This window comes from Xylanimonas oleitrophica (genome assembly GCF_003244315.1).
In the GTDB taxonomy this organism is placed as follows: Bacteria; Actinomycetota; Actinomycetes; order Actinomycetales; family Cellulomonadaceae; genus Xylanimonas_A; species Xylanimonas_A oleitrophica.
The window spans coordinates 70,673-87,742 of sequence record NZ_QKWH01000006.1 but is presented as its reverse complement, the minus strand read 5'-3'; the positions used below and the strand labels follow the sequence as shown (position 1 = coordinate 87,742).

Here is a 17,070-nt window from a genome sequence, read left to right as displayed (position 1 = left end):
ACACGCGGCCGCGACGACACACGGCCCCGGGGCGCACGCACCCGGTGACGTGCGCGGCCTGCGGACGTCACTCGCAGCCGACGCCGTCGCCGTCGCGGTCCAGACCGGCCCGGTAGCCCGGGTCGCCCACGCGGACGGGAGCCGCGCCTGCGGCACGCGCCTCGGTGCAGCTCGCGTAGTACACGTCGGCCGGAGCCGGAGCCCCGGCGGCGGCCTCGGGCGCTGCCGGTGCCGGGGCGGGCGCCTCGGCAGGGGCGGCCGGGGCTGCGGGCGCCGCTGCGACGGCCCCCTCGGCGCTCTCGGTGGCCGGGTCCGGTGCGGGCACCGGGTCCTCGGTGAGCAGTGGCTCGTCCGGGCAGCCCGAGAGCACCTCGGTCATCGCGTCGCGCTCCGCGGCCGTGACCCACAGCGCGTAGGACACCTTCACCGACACCTGCCGTGCCACGTACGCGCAACGGAACGCGCGGTTCGGCGGCAGCCACGTGGCCGTGTCGCCGTCGCCCTTCTGCTGGTTCAGCGACCCCTTCGACGCCAGCAGGTTGAGCGGGTCGTTGGCGAACTCGCGGCGCTTGCCGGCGTCCCACTGCTGGGCGCCCTTCTGCCAGGCGTCCGAGAGCGCCACCACGTGGTCGATCTGCACCAGCGCGCTCGTGTCCTGCCCGCGCTGGAACGCGATCGTCTCGCCCGAGTAGGGGTCGTGGAACGTGCCGGTGAGCACCACGCAGCCCTTGGAGCCGGGCCGGGTGGTGAAGTCCGCCAGGTCGCGGCGCAGCACGTCGTTGCGCTGGTCGCAGCCGTTGCGGTCGGTGTCGGCCCAGGCGGGCCCGAAGTGGTCGCGGCTGTAACCCGTCTTGGGGGCCCGCCCCTTGACCTCCAGGAGCGGGACCGCAGCCAGGGCGGTGCCCTGCGCGGAGGTGGTGCCGGCCGCGGGGGCAGCCGCCGAACCGGGGGCGGCCTCCGCCCCCTGAGCGGGGGCCGACGCCTGGCTCGGCGCGGCAGCGGCCCCCGCGGGCGCTCCCCCGGGCAGCGTCGTCGCGGGAGCCGCGCAGGCGCCCAGGGTCAGGGCCGCGGTCAGGACGAGGGCGGCGATGCCCCCTGGTCGGGCAGGGCGGCGGCGTGCTGCGGGGTGGGACGGCACGGTGGAGGTTCTCCTCAGGCATGAGTGGGTGCGGGCCGGGCAGGGTCAGTGTGCCCGGCGGGAAGACAAACTGGGCAAAGGCCGCGCCGGGAGCCGGGCACCAGAGCCCAGGGCGGAGCGTGGCCCGGCCCTCACGTCGGGGCCGGGCCACGCCGTGCCGCGGCGGTCAGCCGCCGTTCGCCGCCAGGAACCGGTCCAGGCCGGCCAGGTCGTCGGTGTTGATGTGGTCGACGCCCGCGGCGAGCAGCTCCCGCCACACGGCCTCGCGCGCGGCACCCGCCGAGTCCGGCGTGTTCCAGAACCGCACCCGGTAGCCGCTCGCGTGCGCCTGGGCCACGTAGTCGCGCAGGCGGGTGCGCTGCGCCGCCGGCATCGAGCCCGACCCGCGCCAGCTGAACATCGTCGTCCAGCTCTCGCTGACCAGCGGCATCAGCGTGGTCGGGCGCCCCGAGCGGACGTCGCCCGAGCGGCCGTCGTAGAACCCGTACCGCTCCCGTGCCGCCGTCATGGTGGCCAGCGGCCGGTTGCCGCTGATGACCGCCTGGACCGGCCCGCCGTGCACCTGCCCGTCGGCGTACCGCACGAACACCTCCGGGTAGGCGGCCAGGGCGCGCTCCACCGCGGCGTAGGTGCGCTCGCCGTCGGACTTGATGTCCACCAGGAGCTGGAAGGTGCCGTCCCAGCCGGGGTACACCCGCCCGCCGCCCGCCCGCACGACGTCGCGCAGCGGCGCCAGGTAGAGGCTCTCGAGAGTGCGGCCCGGGCGGGTCTGGCGCGACTCGTGCGCCACGCGCAGCTCGCCGTCGATGAGCCACACGTCGGCCTCGACGCTGGTGAAGCCGTGCTGCAGCGCGTCCAGCAGGGGGCGCTGGTGCTCGTAGTCGTTGTGGGCGTGCGCCCGAGCGTGCGGCGTGCCGAGCACGACATCGGCCGACGACGCCGTCGCGGCGGTGGCGGGGACGAGCGCGGCCGTGGCCGCGAGCGCCGCGGCGACGACGCCGCGGACGAGCCTGGTGGTACCGGTGGTGCGCATTCCTGACTCCTCACGCAAAGGGGGGACTGCGGACGTCCTGATCCCAGCGGGGTGAGGTGTCGGGCGGGCGAACGAGGGGCGAGCGGTGGGCGTCGGCCGCCCGAACGGTGTCGGGCCCGGTCGGTGTCAGGCCCGGTCGGTGTCAGGCCCGGTCGCGCCAGCCGGGCAGCAGGCGCTCGAGGGCGTCGGCCAGGTCGATGGAGTCGCCGTCCTTGCCGCCCGCACCGAGGGTCAGGGGCGGGCGCGCCGGGGCGGGTCGCACGCCGCGGAGCCTGTCGAGGAGGCCGAGCGGGGCGGTGAGCACGTAGAAGTGGCCGTCGACGCACAGGCCGGCGGTGCGGTCGTGGCGCAGGTACCAGCCGCGCAGCGCGGTGCGTGCGGTGCCGCGGCCGCCGTAGCCGCGCACCTGCAGCGGCTCGGGAGCCGGGCCGTGGCGCAGCGCCACGGGGACGAAGGCGCGCAGCAGCGCCTCGGCGCGCTCGTGCTCGGCGTCCTGCCGCGCCTGGAGGAGCCGCGCCTGCACGCGGGCGGCCTCGGTGCGCTGTGCGGCCCAGTCGTCCATGCGTGGAGCCTAGGCCGTGTCGATCACGAGGGTTCGAGGCCTTCTCGGCGGGCGTTGAACGGTGACACGTCGCGAGGTGCTGTGAGTATGGGCGGATGATCCTGCCCGAACCGATCGACCTCGAGACGTGGACGCGCCGCGAGACGTTCGAGTACTACCGCGATCAGGTGCCGTGCACCTACGCCATCACCGTCGAGATCGACGTGACCCCGCTCCTCGCAGCGCTGCGACGCACGGGGCGCAAGACGTACCTCGCGCAGATCTGGGCGATCGCGAACGCCGTCAATCGTCGCCGTGAGTTCCGGATGGCGCTCACCGAAGCTGGCGCGCCCGCGACGTGGCCCGTCGTGCATCCAGCGTTCACCGTGTTCAACGCGGCGCGCGAGACGTTCGCCGCAGTCTGGTCGCAGTACGACACGGACTTCGCCACCTTCCATGAGCGCACTGCCGAGGTGCTCGCGGATGCGGCGTCCGCGACCACGATGTTCCCGCAGGGCGAGCTACCGCCCGACGTGTTCGACGTCTCGAGCGTGCCGTGGACGCACTTCACCGGGTTCTCGCTCCAGATCGACGACGGCACCCGGCACCTGCTGCCCATCTTCACGATCGGCCGGCACGTCGAACGGGATGGGCGCACGTTCATGCCGCTGGCCGTCCAGGTGCACCATGCCTCCGCCGACGGGTTCCATACGGCGCGACTCGTCGACGACATCCGGGAGCTGACGGCGGCGCCGGGATGGGTGGGATGAGCGCTCAGCCCGACCGTTCAAGACTCACCCACCAGCGGGGAACCACGTGATCCACATGCCCTAGGGCCGGTGGGCGCGGGGCCGGTGCGGTGCGAGCTCGGCTCCCCGCGCGGACGGCGGATCCGGCCGCCCGGCGCGGGCCGCCGTGAGGCGAGGTCCCGCGCCGGGTGGTGTGCGGCGCGGCTCAGGCGCGGCGCTCGACGTGGACGCGCAGGGCGTCGCGCACGAGGCGTGCGCCGTCAGTGCCGCCGTAGGCGGCGGCGAACCGCTCGTCGGCCACGTACATCTCTCCGAGGCCGAGCAGGTACTCGTCCGGAGCGCGCCCCTGCTCGTGCCCGGGGGTGCCGGGCACGGTGGCGAGCCACCGGGCGTGGCGGGCGGCGAGCGCCTGCGCCTCGTCGGAGGCGGGGTCGACGCCGGCGCGGGCGGCGGCGGCCCAGTCCTCGCCGAGCTGCTGGGCGTCCTGCTTCCACCGTTCCCGGTCCTCGTCGCCGAGGCCCCGCCACCAGGCGTCGGAGCGGGCGTAGGCGTCCCGTCCCCAGCGGCGCTCCACCTCCTCGCGGTGCTGGGTGTGGTCGAACCCGTCGAGCATGTCGGCAGCCATGAGCCGTTCTCCTCCCTCCAGCGCGGCGAGCGTGCGCTCCACCGACGCGACCTGCCGGTCCAGCCGTGCGCGTTCGGTGCGCAGGGCGTCCAGGTGGTCGCGCAGCGCGCGGGCCTCGTCGGTCTGCTCGGCGAGCACGCGGCCGACGGCCTCGAGGCCGAGCCCGAGCTCGCGCAGCAGCAGGATGCGCTGAAGGCGTGCCACGGCAGCCCGGTCGTAGCGGCGCACTCCCCCGGCCGCGACGCGGGACGGGTGGAGCAGGCCGACGGCGTCGTAGTGCCGCAGGGTGCGGCTGCTGACGCCGGCGAGGCGGGCGATCTCCTGGATGGACCAGTCCATGCCGACGACGCTAGAGGTTGACGCAGCGTCAACCGCAAGCGCGGCGGCCGGCGCGCCGGCTCTCAGCCCTTGAAGGCACGCAGGGCCTCGACCACCAGGGCGTGGTCGTCGCCCTGCGCCAGCCCGGAGACGGTGACCACACCGACGATGCCGACGCCCTCGACCCGCACCGGGAACGCCCCGCCGTGGGCGGCGTACTCCTGCAGCGGCAGCTGGTGCTTGGCGTTGAAGTCGTCGCCCTTCGCCGCGGCACGCCGGCCCACGAGGTACGACGACGCCCCGAACCGGTAGACGACACGCACCTTGCGCTCCACCCACGTGTCGTTGTCCGGCGTCGTGCCCTCGCGCGCGGCGTGGAACACCTGCTGGGTCCCCTTGCGCACGTCGATGGTGACGGCCAGGTCGCGCTCGGTGGCGAGCTCGACGAGCAGGCACCCCAGGCGCCATGCGTCGTCGTGGGTGAAGGCGGGGAGCACGAGCTCGCGCTCCTCGGCCTCGATGCGGGCGATCAGGGCGGTGAGGTCGCCGTCGTCGTGCGGGCTCACGGGGGCACCGGTGCTGCTCATGGCACCAGGCTCCCACCTGCGGCCGGGCCCGGCACCGCCGGCACCCGGGTCAGTGCTCGGCCTCGTAGAGCTCGGGCTCGGGCAGCCCGTTCTCGGCGCGCACGCGGCGCGAGATGCCCTCCACGGCCACGAGGGCCTGCACCACCATGTCCGGCGTCACGGGGAACGGCATGTTGTGGATGGTCTCGCCCTCGACGGTGGCCAGCTCGGCCACGGCGCGCAGCTCGTCGGTGTGCTCCGGGGACAGGCCCACCTCGGTGAGGGAGTTCGGCAGCCCCACCTCGGTGGTGAACACGACGAAGTCCTCGATCTCCTGCGCCGGCGCGCCCTCGAGCACGAGCTGGGCGACGGACCCGATGTTCACCTTCTGCCCGTGCGAGAGGCCGTGGGTCTGCGGGGCGGCGGTCAGGCCGTTGTGGATGGCGTGCGCGGCGGCCAGACCCCCGGACTCGAACCCCAGCCCGGACAGCAGCGTGTTGGCCTCCACGACCGCCTCCAGCGCCGGGGTGACCACCTTGGCGCGCACGGCGTCGAGCGCCAGCAGGGCGTTCTCGTGCAGCAGCCGCCACGACAGCTCGGCCAGCGCCGCACCCGCGTGGGTCGGGCGGCCGCCCGCCATGGTGGAGCCCTGCCCGCGCACGGTGGCCCGCGCCTCGATCCACGTGGCCAGCGCGTCACCGATGCCCGCGACGAGGAACTGCACCGGGGCGTTGGCCACGAGCCGCGTGTCGATGAGCACCAGGTCCGGGTTGCGGGGGAAGAACCGGTACTCCTCGAACTCCCCCTCCTCCGTGTAGATCACGCTGAGCGCGCTGGTGGGGGCGTCGCTCGATGCGGCCGTGGGCACGCTGGCCCACCGGATGCCGGCCAGGTGCCCGGCAGCCTTGGCGGCGTCGATCGCGGAACCGCCGCCGAGGCCCACGACGACGTCGTGCCCCGCCTCCTGGATGGTGGCCACGAGCTCGTCGACGGCCTTGGCGGTGGCGTACTGCTGGAACCCGACGCGGACCACCGGCAGGCCCGCGTCGTCGAAGCTCGCCGAGAGCCCTTCCTCGACGATGCCCCACACCACGTCGTCGGAGACGAGGAGGGGCGAGCTGCCGAGCTTGCCGACGTGCTCACCGAGCTCGGCGAGCACACCGGAGCCCTGGACGTAGCGGGACGGGGACGCGAGGACGTACGAGCTGGCCATCGTGGTCACTCCAGGGTCGGCGGGAGGGGCGCGCTCGGGTCTGCGCGACCCACTTCCACCGTAGGCACGGCCGCCGCGCGCTCGCCCGGGGGCGCGGGCACCGGTGGCTCGCTAGCGTGGCGGCATGGCGATCCTCCACAAGGCCACGCTGACGCCCACCAAGCTGGAGCTGCTGGAGTCGTGGCTGCCGAGCCAGCCGTGGTTCCCCGGCTCGTCGGCGGCGGGGTTGGAGCGGGTGGCCGCCTACCGGTTCGACGACCCGGACGGCCAGGTGGGGATCGAGACGTTCCTGGTCCGCACGCCCGGCGGCCCCGTGGTGCAGGTGCCGCTCACCTATCGCGGCGCCCCGCTGGAAGGGGCCGAGGCGTCCCTGGTGGGCACCCTGGAGCACTCGGTGCTGGGCCGGCGCTGGGTGTACGACGCCGAGAGCGACCCCGTGTACGTCACCGAGCTGACGCGCGTGATCCGCGAGGGCGGCACCGAGGTGGCCCAGTACTACGAGACGCCCGAGGGGCCGCAGCGCAAGGAGGACGCCACGCATGTGCGCGGCAGCGGGCTGCCCGGGGCCGCCGCGGCGAGCGAGGTCGACGACGCCGGCCCCGTCGTCGTGCGCGTGCTCGACGGCGGGGCGACCCCGCCGCCTTCGGCCCTCACGCTCACCGGCACGTGGGAGGGCCAGCCCGGACCGGTGCTCCTGGCGCACCTGGGCTGAGCCGGCCGCGCCGCCGTCGTCGGGACGTGCGCGAGCCCTCCGGCACGGGATCCCGTGCCGGAGGGCTCGCGTGGCGTGGCGGCACGAGCCGCCACGTCCCGGCTACAGCGCCCCGAGATCCTGCCAGGGGCCGAACTGGCCGCCGGTGCCCGGGGCCTGGTCACGGGTCCACCACTTGGCCTTCCACAGGTGGCCGCCGTGGGCGGCCACCTCGCCGCCGGTGTACACCCAGGACCGGGTCCACGTCAGCGCCACCCCGCCGGGCGCGGCGGCGTTCGACGTCGCCACCTCGGTGCCGACCTCGGCCCACGCCCCGTACGACGACGAGCCCGGCCTCTCGTTCTGGGTCCACCACTGCGCCTGGAAGACGCGGCCGTCGTGCGAGACGAGCTCGCCGCCGGTGTAGATCGCCTTGGCCGCCCAGGCGGGCGCCCCGCCGTCGTTCCCCTCGGGGAGCGCGACACCGGCCGCTGCGGCGAGGAGCCGCACCGCCGTGCCGGGCTGCCCGCTCAGGAGAGCGTGCTCGGCGTCGGAGGTGAGCTTCGCGTGGTCGGCCGCACCCCTGCCGGCGGCGACGGCGGCCTGGGCCACGTCCCGGGCCACGCTCACGACGGCGTCCGCCGCGGCGAGGCGTGCGGTGGCCGCCTCGTCGGCGGTGCCGGCCTCGAAGCGCAGCGTGGCCGCGGCGGTCTGGAGCAGCGGCAGGGCGGCCTTGGCGTCCTTCACCGTGCCGTCCTCGGCCCAGACCTTGGCGTCGAGCACCCGGCGCACGGCCAGCTCGGCGGCCGACCGGTCGGTGAGCCCGTCGAGCAGCCCGGTCAGGCGGTCGCGGGGGCTGTCGGTGCGCAGGCCCCAGCCGTACGCGAACTGCGGGTCGTAGTCGGCGTCGCCCACGTTGGTCGTGGTGCGGTCGTCGACGCGCGGCCAGCTCACGGGCAGACGACCGGTGAACGGCGTCTCCCCGAACAGCACGTCGGCCACGCCGGTGCCCTCGGTGCCCGGCAGCCACGACGCCACGAGCGCGTCGATGTCACCGAGCTGGTCGGCCACGAGCTGCGGGCGGCCGCTGACCACCAGCACCACGCAGGTGAGCTCGCCGCACACCTTGTCGATCGTGGAGCGGTCGGCGGCCGAGAGCGACAGCGAGAACTGCGAGCCCGCCCCGTACCGGACGTCACCGATGCCCTCGGCGTACGGGCGCTCGCCCACCACGACGACGCCGACGTCGGCCCCGTCCATCGGCGCGGACGCGTCCGGGCTGATGGTGACGTCACCGGTCGAGGCGGCCTGGATGGCCTCCCCGATGGTGGTGCCCTCGGTGGTGCGGCCCGACGAGCCCTGCCACGAGATGGACCAGCCGCCGAGCTGGCGGCCCAGGTCGTCCGCCGTCGAGCCCGCCACGTACACGCTGGCGTCCCCGGCGAGCGGCAGCACCGGCTCTTCGTCGCCGTTCTTCAGCAGCACCTGCGACTTCGCGGCGGCCTGGCGGGCCACCTCGCGGTGCTCCGCGGACCCGACGCCGTCGAGGCCCGAGCGGTCCGCGAACGGCTGCTCGAACAGCCCCACCGCGAACTTCTGGGTCAGGATGCGCGCCACGGCGTCGTCGACGCGCTCCTGGCTGACCGTGCCCGCCTCGACGGCGGCGGTGATCGCCGCGATGAAGTCGCCGTAGTTGTACGGCGCCATCGCCATGTCCACGCCCGCGTTGACCGCACGGACCGCCTTCTGGGCGTAGGTGCCGCCGGGCAGCTTGTCGATGCCCTCCCAGTCGCTGACCACGAACCCGTCGAAGCCCAGCTCGCCCTTGAGGACGTCGTTGTTGAGCTCGGCGTGCTCGTGCATGCGGATCTCGGGGCCGTCACCGACCTGCACCGCCGAGTAGGACGGCATCACCGAGCCGGCGCCGGCGTCGATGGCCGGCACGTACGGGTCGATGTGCAGGCGGCGCAGCTCGTCGTCGTCGGCCACGCGCGTGACGCCCTGGTCGATCGGGTACCCCGAGCCGGTGACGGACTCGTCGTAGACCGTGCCGCCGTCACCCGTCCAGTGCTTGATGGTGGACAGCACCTCGTCGCTGCCGGTGATCTCGCCCGGGTCCGCACCCTGGAAGCCGCGCACCACCGGGGCGGCGAACGCCGACACCAGCGCCGGGTCCTCGCCGAACGCCTCGTAGGAGCGACCCCAGCGCTCGTCACGCGTGACGCACAGGCACGGCGAGAACGTCCACGGGATGCCCGTGGCCCGCGTCTCCGCCGCGGTCACCCGGGCGGCCTCGCGCGCCAGGTCCGGGTCACGCGTGGCACCCAGGCCGATGTTGTGCGGGAAGAGGGTCGCGCCGATCACGTTGTTGTGCCCGTGGACGGCGTCCACGCCGTAGATGAGCGGCACCTGCCAACGCGTGGTCAGCGCCTCGCGCTGGTACCCGTCCACCATGTCGGCCCAGCCCGACGGCGTGTTGTCCGTGGGCACCGACCCGCCGCCACTGAGCAGCGAGCCCAGGCCACGAGCCGCGATGTCCGACTGCGAGGCCAGGCCCAGGCGCTCCGCCTGCGCCATCTGGCCCACCTTCTCCTCCAGGGACATGCGGCCCACCAGATCGGCGACGCGCTCCTGCGTGGGCAGCGACGCGTCCAGGTACGGCAGGCCGTGCGCGTTGATGACCACGCGGGCGTCGCTCACCGCGGCACCCTCCGCCGTCAGCGCCACGGGGATGGTGCGCGCCTCGGACGCCTCGTCGTCGGGCAGCGTGGCCACCTCGACCGAGCGGACCGCACCGGACTCGGTGCCCTCCTCGAACGTGACCGTGCCCTCGAACGGCGCGAAGTCCTCACCGGCGACGGCGGTGCCGCCCTCCCCCAGTCCGTACGCGACCGTGACCGGCTCCGCCAGCGGCTCGCCGTCCGACGTCCGCAGCGTGAGGTCCACGCTCGCCGTCTCGCCCGCGTCCACCAGGACGACGTCCGGCGAGGCCGCGACCGTGGCAGCCACCGGGGCCGCCGGGGAGCCGTAGACCTGCACGTCGTCGATCCGCACACCCGTGCGGTCCGTGTCCGTGGGCATCGTCAGCGCGTAGCCCCACGCACGCGTCAGGTCCAGGGTGCCGTTCTGGATCTCCGCCGGCCCCGGCTGGTGGTCGCCACGCAGCGTGAACTGGCTGAACGGCAGCTCCACGAGCTTCCAGCGCGAGCCGTCCTCCGACCAGTTGTCCTTGAACGTGGTCAGCCACAGCTCCGAGTGCTCGCCGTCCGGGCCGTCGTCCTTGAGCTCGACCCGGATGTCCGCACCCGCCGTGGGCGAGGCCGGGCGCGAGTCCTGGGAGGCGTACCACCAGAAGCGGATGCCGCCGTAGCCCGACCAGTCCTGCGGGGTGGCCAGGTTGTGGGAGAAGCCGCCCCACTTGCCCGACTCCACCTGGTACTCGCCCGAGAGCACGTGGTTGCCCTCGTTCGGGGCGGTGCCGTCACGGTCGTCCTCCGTGATGGCGAGGGTCGGCTTGGAGGCCTCGTCCGCGCCCCACGCGAAGACGCCGACAGGATCCGCGTCGGTGGACAGCTCGACGTCGCCCTCAAAGCTGGCGATGCTGATCGCGCGCTCCACCAGGGCGACGTCGTCGAACGTCCACGTGCCGGCGCCCAGATCCGTGAGCGTGACGGCGTAGCCCCAGGCGGTGGTGGGGTCGAAGCGGTCGGGCGCGTCGGGGTCGCCCTTCTTGCGCAGGTCCTGGAAGTCGACGGTGACCTGGCGCCAGCCTTCGGCATCGTCGACGACGGAGGTCTCGAAGAGCGTGGCGGCGCTGGCCGAGGAGCCGCCCGACTTGAGCTCGTAGCGCAGGGTGTTCCCGCTGCCGGTGCCCAGGAACCAGAAGCTGAACGTGCCGGCGGCCGACCAGTCCTGAGCGGTGGCGAAGTCGTGGCTGAAACCGGCCCAGCCGCCGTCACCGAGCGCAGCGACCTCGGCCTGGAGGGCGTGGGAGCCTGCGGCGTCGGGGCGGGTGGCCTCGACGCGGGTGAGCGCGGGCGTCGCGGCGTCGTCCGATCCCCACGCGAAGACCGGGAGGGTCTCGCCCTCGAAGTCGTCCAACGGGATCGCGGCACCCACGTTCGGTGGGTTGCCCGATCCGGGATCGTCAGGCGCGGCTTGGGCCGGAGGCGCGGCAGCGGTTGCTGCTGTCGCGGTGGCCGTGAAGCCGAGGGGCAGGGCGGCGCCGAGCACGAGCGCGAGCGCGGCGGCAGCAGAGGTAGAGCGCAGGGGCAGCATGTTCACTCCATCGTGGTTACTGACCTGTCAGCGTTGGAGTGAACCTAGCGCAGTTTGCGCCGATACGGGAGGTGAGCAGCCCCGCCCTTCACAGACGCACTACTGCCGACCGGTTCCTACACCGACACCGGGGGACGAGCCTCGGTGCTCGTCCCAGTGCTTGCCCAACCAGTCGATCTGCTGGTGTCTGAGCCGGATTGCCAACACGGAGCCATGAAGTCGCCCGTACTGCGGGTATGCCGCCAGATCGGGAGCGACGTCGATACGGAGCTTTGAGGGCTCGACGGCCAACATGCCGTCATCGAACAGGCGGTGAATGTCCCGCCGCACCATCAGACCACCATGCTCGAAATGCGTTCCCAGCTCGGCATAGCTGTAGAGGTGCCCAGCCTCCAGCACACGCTCTGGAGCGCCCCCCGTGAAGGCGCACACGCTGCCCTGGCTGTTCAGAAGATGCTCGCGAAACTGGCGTTGACCCCGACGGACCCGAACCAGCGAATGGCGGAATCCCTGAGGAGGCTCTACCCGGAGGCCAGGCAAGGGCCGCCAATCAACTCCGAGCGCTCGGCCCGACACTCGGTCCACGGCGCGCCCGCCGCCTCTCGCCGCGAGCACGTCACTGAAACGCGCCCAATCGAGCGGGCGCATTGCGTTGAAATCTCCGGAGTTCGCAGAGAGTGACCGGACTTCATCACCACTCAGCACGCCCTCCAGTGACGCCCACGCCGCGTCATACCTCGCTCGGTAGAGCACGACATCCACCTCATCCAGGAGCGGAGCAGCGAACTCGTGCCGGCACTTCATGCACCGATACCGCGGCACCATGCGCCGACGCTCCCTGATCCGGGTGGTCCGGCACTTGGGGCAGCGGTGCAGGGCCTTCCGACCCTGTGTCGTCTCGATCTCTTCGATCACCGACACACCAAGGAGACGCTCCTTGTCCCACAGGGCGATCGGATCGCCAACGGTGATGTTCCGGTGATTGGGCACATTGCTGTCCCAGGAGTAGTACGCGTCGACTTGATCGTCATACCCGGCGTTGCCACCGTGTCCACGGTCGTCGCCCGCCGCCATGAGCAGCCATGCGCGCTGCGGGGCACCACTGTCCATGAGGTCACCTTGGCACGCGCATCAGCCCCAACACCGGAGGCACGCGCCGTCATCTGGACTACGTCCATCGCCCTTCTCGCCATGGTCTTATCTACGTCCAGCCGTCGCGAAGGCAGCCTTCCCCGAGGCTCGTGAACTGAGTAGCAACGGCGGTCGCCACTTCGGATCGCAGCACTTCACGTACTCCGACCTCGTAGTCCCGGGCGTCCGTAATGACGCCGATGACGCCCGCCTGGGTGGCGTACCCCTCGGGCCCCAGCTCACACAACGAGATGCCTGAAGTCGTCAGGTTGGACAGGACTCGGTCAGGCACATTGGTGAGCACGACGAGGTGAAGGGTCCAGTCGTCGTTCCCCGCCGTTCCGACTGGCTCTCCCCAGATCCGCCAGCCATCGCCGTCAACGAAGGGCTGGTCTGTCCAGGAACTCGCAACGTCCACCGCCTCTTGGATTCGATCTGCGCCGACTCCCACATGGACGGCAAATCTCCGATTCGCAGGGTTCATGAGGCATGAGGGTTGCAAGCTGTATGGGCCGTGTCAGCTCCACTGCTGCCGTTCAACGCTGGAGCCGCTGCGGCGGCCAGGGCTCACGACGAACCCCGGCCACCGCCATCGGGCATCACCTCGGCGCTACCCCTTCACGCAGAGCACCGTCTCCAGCTTCGCCACCACCTCGACCAGGTCGCTCTGCGCGGCGATCACGGAGTCGAGGTCCTTGTAGGCGCCGGGGATCTCGTCGAGCACCCCGGCGTCCTTGCGGCACTCGATCCCGGCGGTCTGCTCGGCCAGGTCCGCGACCGTGAACTCCTTGCGGGCCCGCGTCCGGGACATGCGTCGCCCGGCCCCGTGGGACGCCGACCAGTACGAGTCCGGGTTGCCGAGGCCGCGCACGATGTACGAGCCGGTACCCATCGACCCAGGGATGAGCCCGAGGTCGCCGCGACCCGCACGGATCGCCCCCTTGCGGGTCACGATCAGCTCGGCACCGTCCACCTGCTCCACGGCCACGTAGTTGTGGTGCACGTTGACGGCCTCGTCGAACGTGGGCTCGAGCCCCCGCGCGGCGAAGTACTGCCGCACGACGTCGACCACCAGCGCCATCATCACCGCACGCGAGCGGGCGGCGTACTCCTGCGCCCAGCGGAGGTCGTCGAGGTAGGCGTCCATCTCGGGGGTGCCGGCGAGGAACACGGCGAGGTCGCGGTCCACCAGGCCCTGGTTGTGGTCGAGCTTCTTGGCCACGGCCACGTGGATCTCCGCGAGCGTCTTGCCGATGTTGCGCGAGCCGGAGTGGAGCTGGAGCCACACCTGCCCGGTCGTGTCGACGCAGATCTCACAAAAATGGTTGCCTCCGCCAAGCGTCCCGAGCTGCTTGCGGACCTTGGACTCGATCTTCGACACGTCGCCGTGCAGCCGGTCGAACCGCTCCCAGAACGCGTCGGCGCCGCGCAAGGTCTCCGACGTCTTCGCGCCCTCGGCGATCGGCCGGAGCCTGCGCAGGTCCACGGGCTCCTTGTGCGCGTTGAAGCCCACGGGCACGGCTCGCTCGATCCGCGAGCGCAGCCCGCCCAGGTCGTCGGGCAGGTCGGAGGCCCGCAGAGAGGTGCGGACGCCGATCATGCCGCAGCCGATGTCGACGCCGACGGCGTTGGGAGAGACGGCGTCGCGCATGGCGATGACGGAGCCGACGGTGGCGCCCTTGCCGAGGTGGACGTCGGGCATGACGCGCACGCCTTCGACCCAGGGCAGCGCCGCGATGTTGCGCAGCTGCTGCAGCGCGGCGGGCTCGACGTCGTGCTCGTGCGCCCACATGAGGGTGGGCGCCTTGGCCCCGCTGAGCGGGACCGGGAAACGGTTCATCGTTCTGCACCTCCTGGGGTGCGGGGTCAGGTCGACCATCGTGGTCGACGCGGTGGGGACACGCAGAAGGCCGCCCCGGGACGTGTCCCGGGGCGGCCTTCGCGCGTCGTCGCCCAGCAGGTGCTGGGCGGGTCTTGGTCAGACGACGGGGCCTCCCGGGCGGGCAGGCTTGCGCTGCTGCCGGTACGACGTGAGGGACTCGGGGCGCGACAGCTCGACGCTGCCGGCGGCGTCGCAGCACGGGCGCGCAGGCACCACGAGCCGCAGGCCGAGGGCCTGGGCTTCAGCGGTCGCTGCGCGGGTCACGGGTCGTTCTCCTCAGGTCGCGGCGGGCGGGCGCCCGTCGTCTGCGTCGGCCACCGTAGGGCACGGTCCCCCGCGTGGCCCAGGCATTTCTCCCTCAGTCGCCGCCGAGGGGCTGGCCCGGCGAGGCCGGCACCCGCTCCACGAACGGGTCGAGCAGCCCGGGAGCCGCCTCGACGGCGAACGCCAGGGCGTCCTCCCGGCCGATGTCGGGCGCCTGGTAGGCGCCCCAGCCGGCGGCGGTCATGGCGGTGACGGATCTGAGGCCGAGGCGGCGCTGGAGGATCGACTCCCGGAGCGCGATCGTGCTGACGGAGTCGCGGCGCAGCACCACGGTGGCGCGGCTGGTCGCGCCCGAGCGCACCACGAGGTAGTCGTCGACGACGGCGTGCCCGAGCGCTCGGTAGGCGGCGACGGCGAGCACCAGCCCCACCAGCCACACGCCCGCCCCGCACCAGATCAGCGTTGCGGGCAGGATGTCGTTGAAGGACAGCCACCCCAGGGTCACGGTGACGACGGCGGCGACCCAGGTGGCCCACCAGAGGCGGCGCCGCAGTGCCCCGCGGGGGTGGCGGGCGAGGGGTGCGCCGAGCGGGTCGGGGTCGGCGCCGAGGACGGCGGCGGCGACGGGCCGGGCGACCGAGACGGGCCCGCGCGGCAGGATCGCGGCCGGCTGGGACGGGGAGAACGCGGACAGGCCGGTGGTGATCACCTGGGTGTCGGCCATGCCCATCCACCGCCACAGCAGCGGCTCGCTCAGGTAGACGCCGCGCAGCCTGCGTTCGTCCCGGTTGACCTCGCGGGTGGTGAACAGCCCGTGACGGGTGCGGAGCTGGGTGGTCTTCTGGCCGGGCACGCGGGCGAGCTCGTACCCCCAGTTCACGGTGAAGAAGTTGACCGCCATGACGACGGCGCCGATCGCTCCGGTGAGCAGGACGGCGATCGCGACGCTCGCGGGCAGGCCCCGCACGTCCGGGTCGAGCAGGTCTCCGACCCACGGCATGGGGTCGTAGCCGAAGGTGCGCACGAGCCAGTACGCGCCCCACAGCAGGCCGGCGGCGGAGAAGAACATCCACACGCTGACGACGTTGTAGACCACCCACCAGGGCCGGAACCGTGCGAGCACCTCGGTGTGCCCGGTGCCGGCAGCACCGGCTGCGGCGCCGCCGTCGGCCGCACCGTCTGCGGCGGCGCCGTCGCCGTCGTCGGCGACCTCCTCGGCCGAGACCGCAGCGACCTCCGACGTCGCGAGCAGCTCGCGGCGCAGCGCCTCGGCGTCCGCCTTGACGACGGCGTCCAGCCGCAGCGCTGACTCTCCCGAGACGAGCTGCTGGCCCGCCCCCACGAGCACCACGCGCAGCCCGGCCACCCGGTGGCGCAGGCGCGCGGTGATGTCCACGCTGCGGATCCGGTCCCGGCGCACGGACCGGTATCGGCGCACGAACACCCCGGAGCGCCGCTCCACGTACTCGGGCGTGATCCGGTAGCGCGTGAAGATCCAGCGCAGCACGTTGGACACCGCCCCGAGCACCCCCACCACGGCCACGCCGAGCAGCGGCCACAGCGCGTCCAGGGTGGGGTCCACGCCGAACACGCCGACCGCGAGCGCCGTGGGGCTCAGGGCCAGGAGCGTTTGGGCGAGGTCGACCCAGATGGTGCGGTGGCTGAGCCGGGACCAGGGGACGTCGGCGGTGCCGGCGTCGGGCGGGCTGGTGCTCTCGGTCACGGCGTCGGTCATGTGGCGTCGCCGGGGATCTGCTCGGTGATGACGGTGAGTCGTTCGGCGAGCTCGGCGGCGAGGTCCTTGTCGAGGCCGACGATGTTGACGGCGCCGCTGGAGGAGGCGGTGGTGACGCGGAGGGTGGCGAGCCCGAGGGCTTGTTCGAGGGGACCGCGGACGGCGTCGACGGTCTGGACGCGGGACAGGGGTGCGGCACGCCACTCACGGACGACCCAGCCGCTGAGGCCGTAGATGCCCTGGTCGGTGGTCTCCCACCGGTGGACGGCGTAACGGATCCGGGGCTCGAAGGTCACTCGTGCGACGGTCCAGAGTGCGGCGGCGACCAGCGGTACGGCGAGCCAGGGCCGTCCCGGCTCCCAGAGCCAGGTGGTGACGCCGAGGACGGCGGTGACCAGCCCGGCGCTGCACAGGGCTCGCAGGCGCCACCAGCGCAGGGCCCGCGGGTCGACCGGGTTGGTCGGTGGGCGCAGGCGCAGCAGGGTGGGTGCGTCGCCGGAGCTGTCGGTGAGGTCGTCGTCCGGGTCCACGGGTCCCCCTGGGCGGTGGCGTCGGTGTGTTCAGCAGGTCAACTGTCGGGCAGGGGCGCGAGTTCCGGCGAGCGCTTTTCCACCGCACCCGATCCGGACATTTCACACTTTCTCACCTATAAACTTGGTTGGTGTTCACCCACGCGCCGCGTGGTTCCAGCAGGCTTCCTCGTGCGTCGTGAGCGGTGGTCGCGCAGGTCAGCACGTATCCATCCGCGTGCCTCCGGTATGGCCGGCACGATCACCGCTCACGACGTCCAGGGGGTCTCACCACGCAGGTGCTCGCCTTCGACACGTCACCTCGAGAGGGCACCGAAGGGCGCGGGGGCTCGAGGCGTGCGCGTCGGAGCACCAGCGTCCCGGCGGTGGCGGCCGG

General features: G+C 73.0%; 14 protein-coding genes. 2 read left to right on the top strand and 12 right to left on the bottom strand.

Annotation, left to right across the window (positions count from 1 at the left end; translation table 11 throughout):
* Positions 1–67: 67 nt before the first annotated feature.
* The 3 genes from DNL40_RS09855 to DNL40_RS09845 all read right to left on the bottom strand — a co-directional run bounded on the left by DNL40_RS09855 (position 68) and on the right by DNL40_RS09845 (position 2,733).
* Positions 68–1,138, bottom strand: a complete 1,071-nt coding sequence (locus DNL40_RS09855) for a GmrSD restriction endonuclease domain-containing protein (RefSeq protein ID WP_111251079.1) — start codon at positions 1,136–1,138, stop codon at positions 68–70.
* Positions 1,139–1,304: 166 nt separating this feature from the next.
* Complete coding sequence (locus DNL40_RS09850; RefSeq protein WP_111251078.1) at positions 1,305–2,171, bottom strand: phosphatidylinositol-specific phospholipase C/glycerophosphodiester phosphodiesterase family protein; 867 nt, start codon at positions 2,169–2,171, stop codon at positions 1,305–1,307.
* Positions 2,172–2,313: 142 nt separating this feature from the next.
* Positions 2,314–2,733, bottom strand: a complete 420-nt coding sequence (locus DNL40_RS09845; protein ID WP_111251077.1) for a hypothetical protein — start codon at positions 2,731–2,733, stop codon at positions 2,314–2,316.
* 95 nt (positions 2,734–2,828) lie between these two features.
* Here DNL40_RS09845 and DNL40_RS09840 point away from each other — a divergent pair, with 95 nt between their 5' ends.
* Positions 2,829–3,482, top strand: a complete 654-nt coding sequence (locus tag DNL40_RS09840) for a CatA-like O-acetyltransferase (protein WP_111251076.1) — start codon at positions 2,829–2,831, stop codon at positions 3,480–3,482.
* A gap of 184 nt (positions 3,483–3,666) precedes the next feature.
* Here the strand turns inward: DNL40_RS09840 and DNL40_RS09835 are convergent, their stop codons facing one another.
* The 3 genes from DNL40_RS09835 to DNL40_RS09825 form a co-directional block, all read right to left on the bottom strand.
* Complete coding sequence (locus tag DNL40_RS09835; protein ID WP_111251075.1) at positions 3,667–4,425, bottom strand: MerR family transcriptional regulator; 759 nt, start codon at positions 4,423–4,425, stop codon at positions 3,667–3,669.
* A gap of 62 nt (positions 4,426–4,487) precedes the next feature.
* Positions 4,488–4,991 (bottom strand): heme-degrading domain-containing protein, encoded by a 504-nt coding sequence (locus DNL40_RS09830; RefSeq protein WP_111251074.1) that lies wholly within the window; start codon positions 4,989–4,991, stop codon positions 4,488–4,490.
* A gap of 49 nt (positions 4,992–5,040) precedes the next feature.
* Positions 5,041–6,183, bottom strand: a complete 1,143-nt coding sequence (locus DNL40_RS09825; protein WP_111251135.1) for a glycerol dehydrogenase — start codon at positions 6,181–6,183, stop codon at positions 5,041–5,043.
* Positions 6,184–6,307: 124 nt separating this feature from the next.
* Here DNL40_RS09825 and DNL40_RS09820 point away from each other — a divergent pair, with 124 nt between their 5' ends.
* Entirely contained in the window at positions 6,308–6,895 is a 588-nt protein-coding gene (locus DNL40_RS09820; RefSeq protein ID WP_111251073.1) for a CG0192-related protein, read from the top strand.
* Positions 6,896–6,997: 102 nt separating this feature from the next.
* Here DNL40_RS09820 and DNL40_RS09815 read toward each other — a convergent pair whose 3' ends face one another.
* From DNL40_RS09815 to DNL40_RS09790, 6 genes are all read right to left on the bottom strand, one after another.
* Entirely contained in the window at positions 6,998–11,152 is a 4,155-nt protein-coding gene (locus DNL40_RS09815; protein ID WP_179951032.1) for a glycoside hydrolase family 3 N-terminal domain-containing protein, read from the bottom strand.
* Positions 11,153–11,251: 99 nt separating this feature from the next.
* Complete coding sequence (locus DNL40_RS09810) at positions 11,252–12,262, bottom strand: HNH endonuclease signature motif containing protein (protein WP_111251071.1); 1,011 nt, start codon at positions 12,260–12,262, stop codon at positions 11,252–11,254.
* A 631-nt stretch (positions 12,263–12,893) separates the two neighbouring features.
* The gene (locus DNL40_RS09800; protein ID WP_111251069.1) at positions 12,894–14,123 is read right to left on the bottom strand and encodes an RtcB family protein; all 1,230 of its coding nucleotides are present in this window, start codon (positions 14,121–14,123) and stop codon (positions 12,894–12,896) included.
* 138 nt (positions 14,124–14,261) lie between these two features.
* Positions 14,262–14,429, bottom strand: coding sequence for a hypothetical protein (locus DNL40_RS16425; RefSeq protein ID WP_179951025.1), 168 nt, complete (start codon positions 14,427–14,429; stop codon positions 14,262–14,264).
* Positions 14,430–14,523: 94 nt separating this feature from the next.
* Entirely contained in the window at positions 14,524–16,164 is a 1,641-nt protein-coding gene (locus tag DNL40_RS09795; protein ID WP_111251068.1) for a PH domain-containing protein, read from the bottom strand.
* Positions 16,161–16,694: a PH domain-containing protein gene (locus DNL40_RS09790; RefSeq protein WP_218926033.1), complete on the bottom strand. Its 534-nt coding sequence runs from the start codon at positions 16,692–16,694 to the stop codon at positions 16,161–16,163. Before DNL40_RS09790 ends, DNL40_RS09795 begins: the two co-directional genes overlap by 4 nt.
* Positions 16,695–17,070 lie beyond the last annotated feature (376 nt).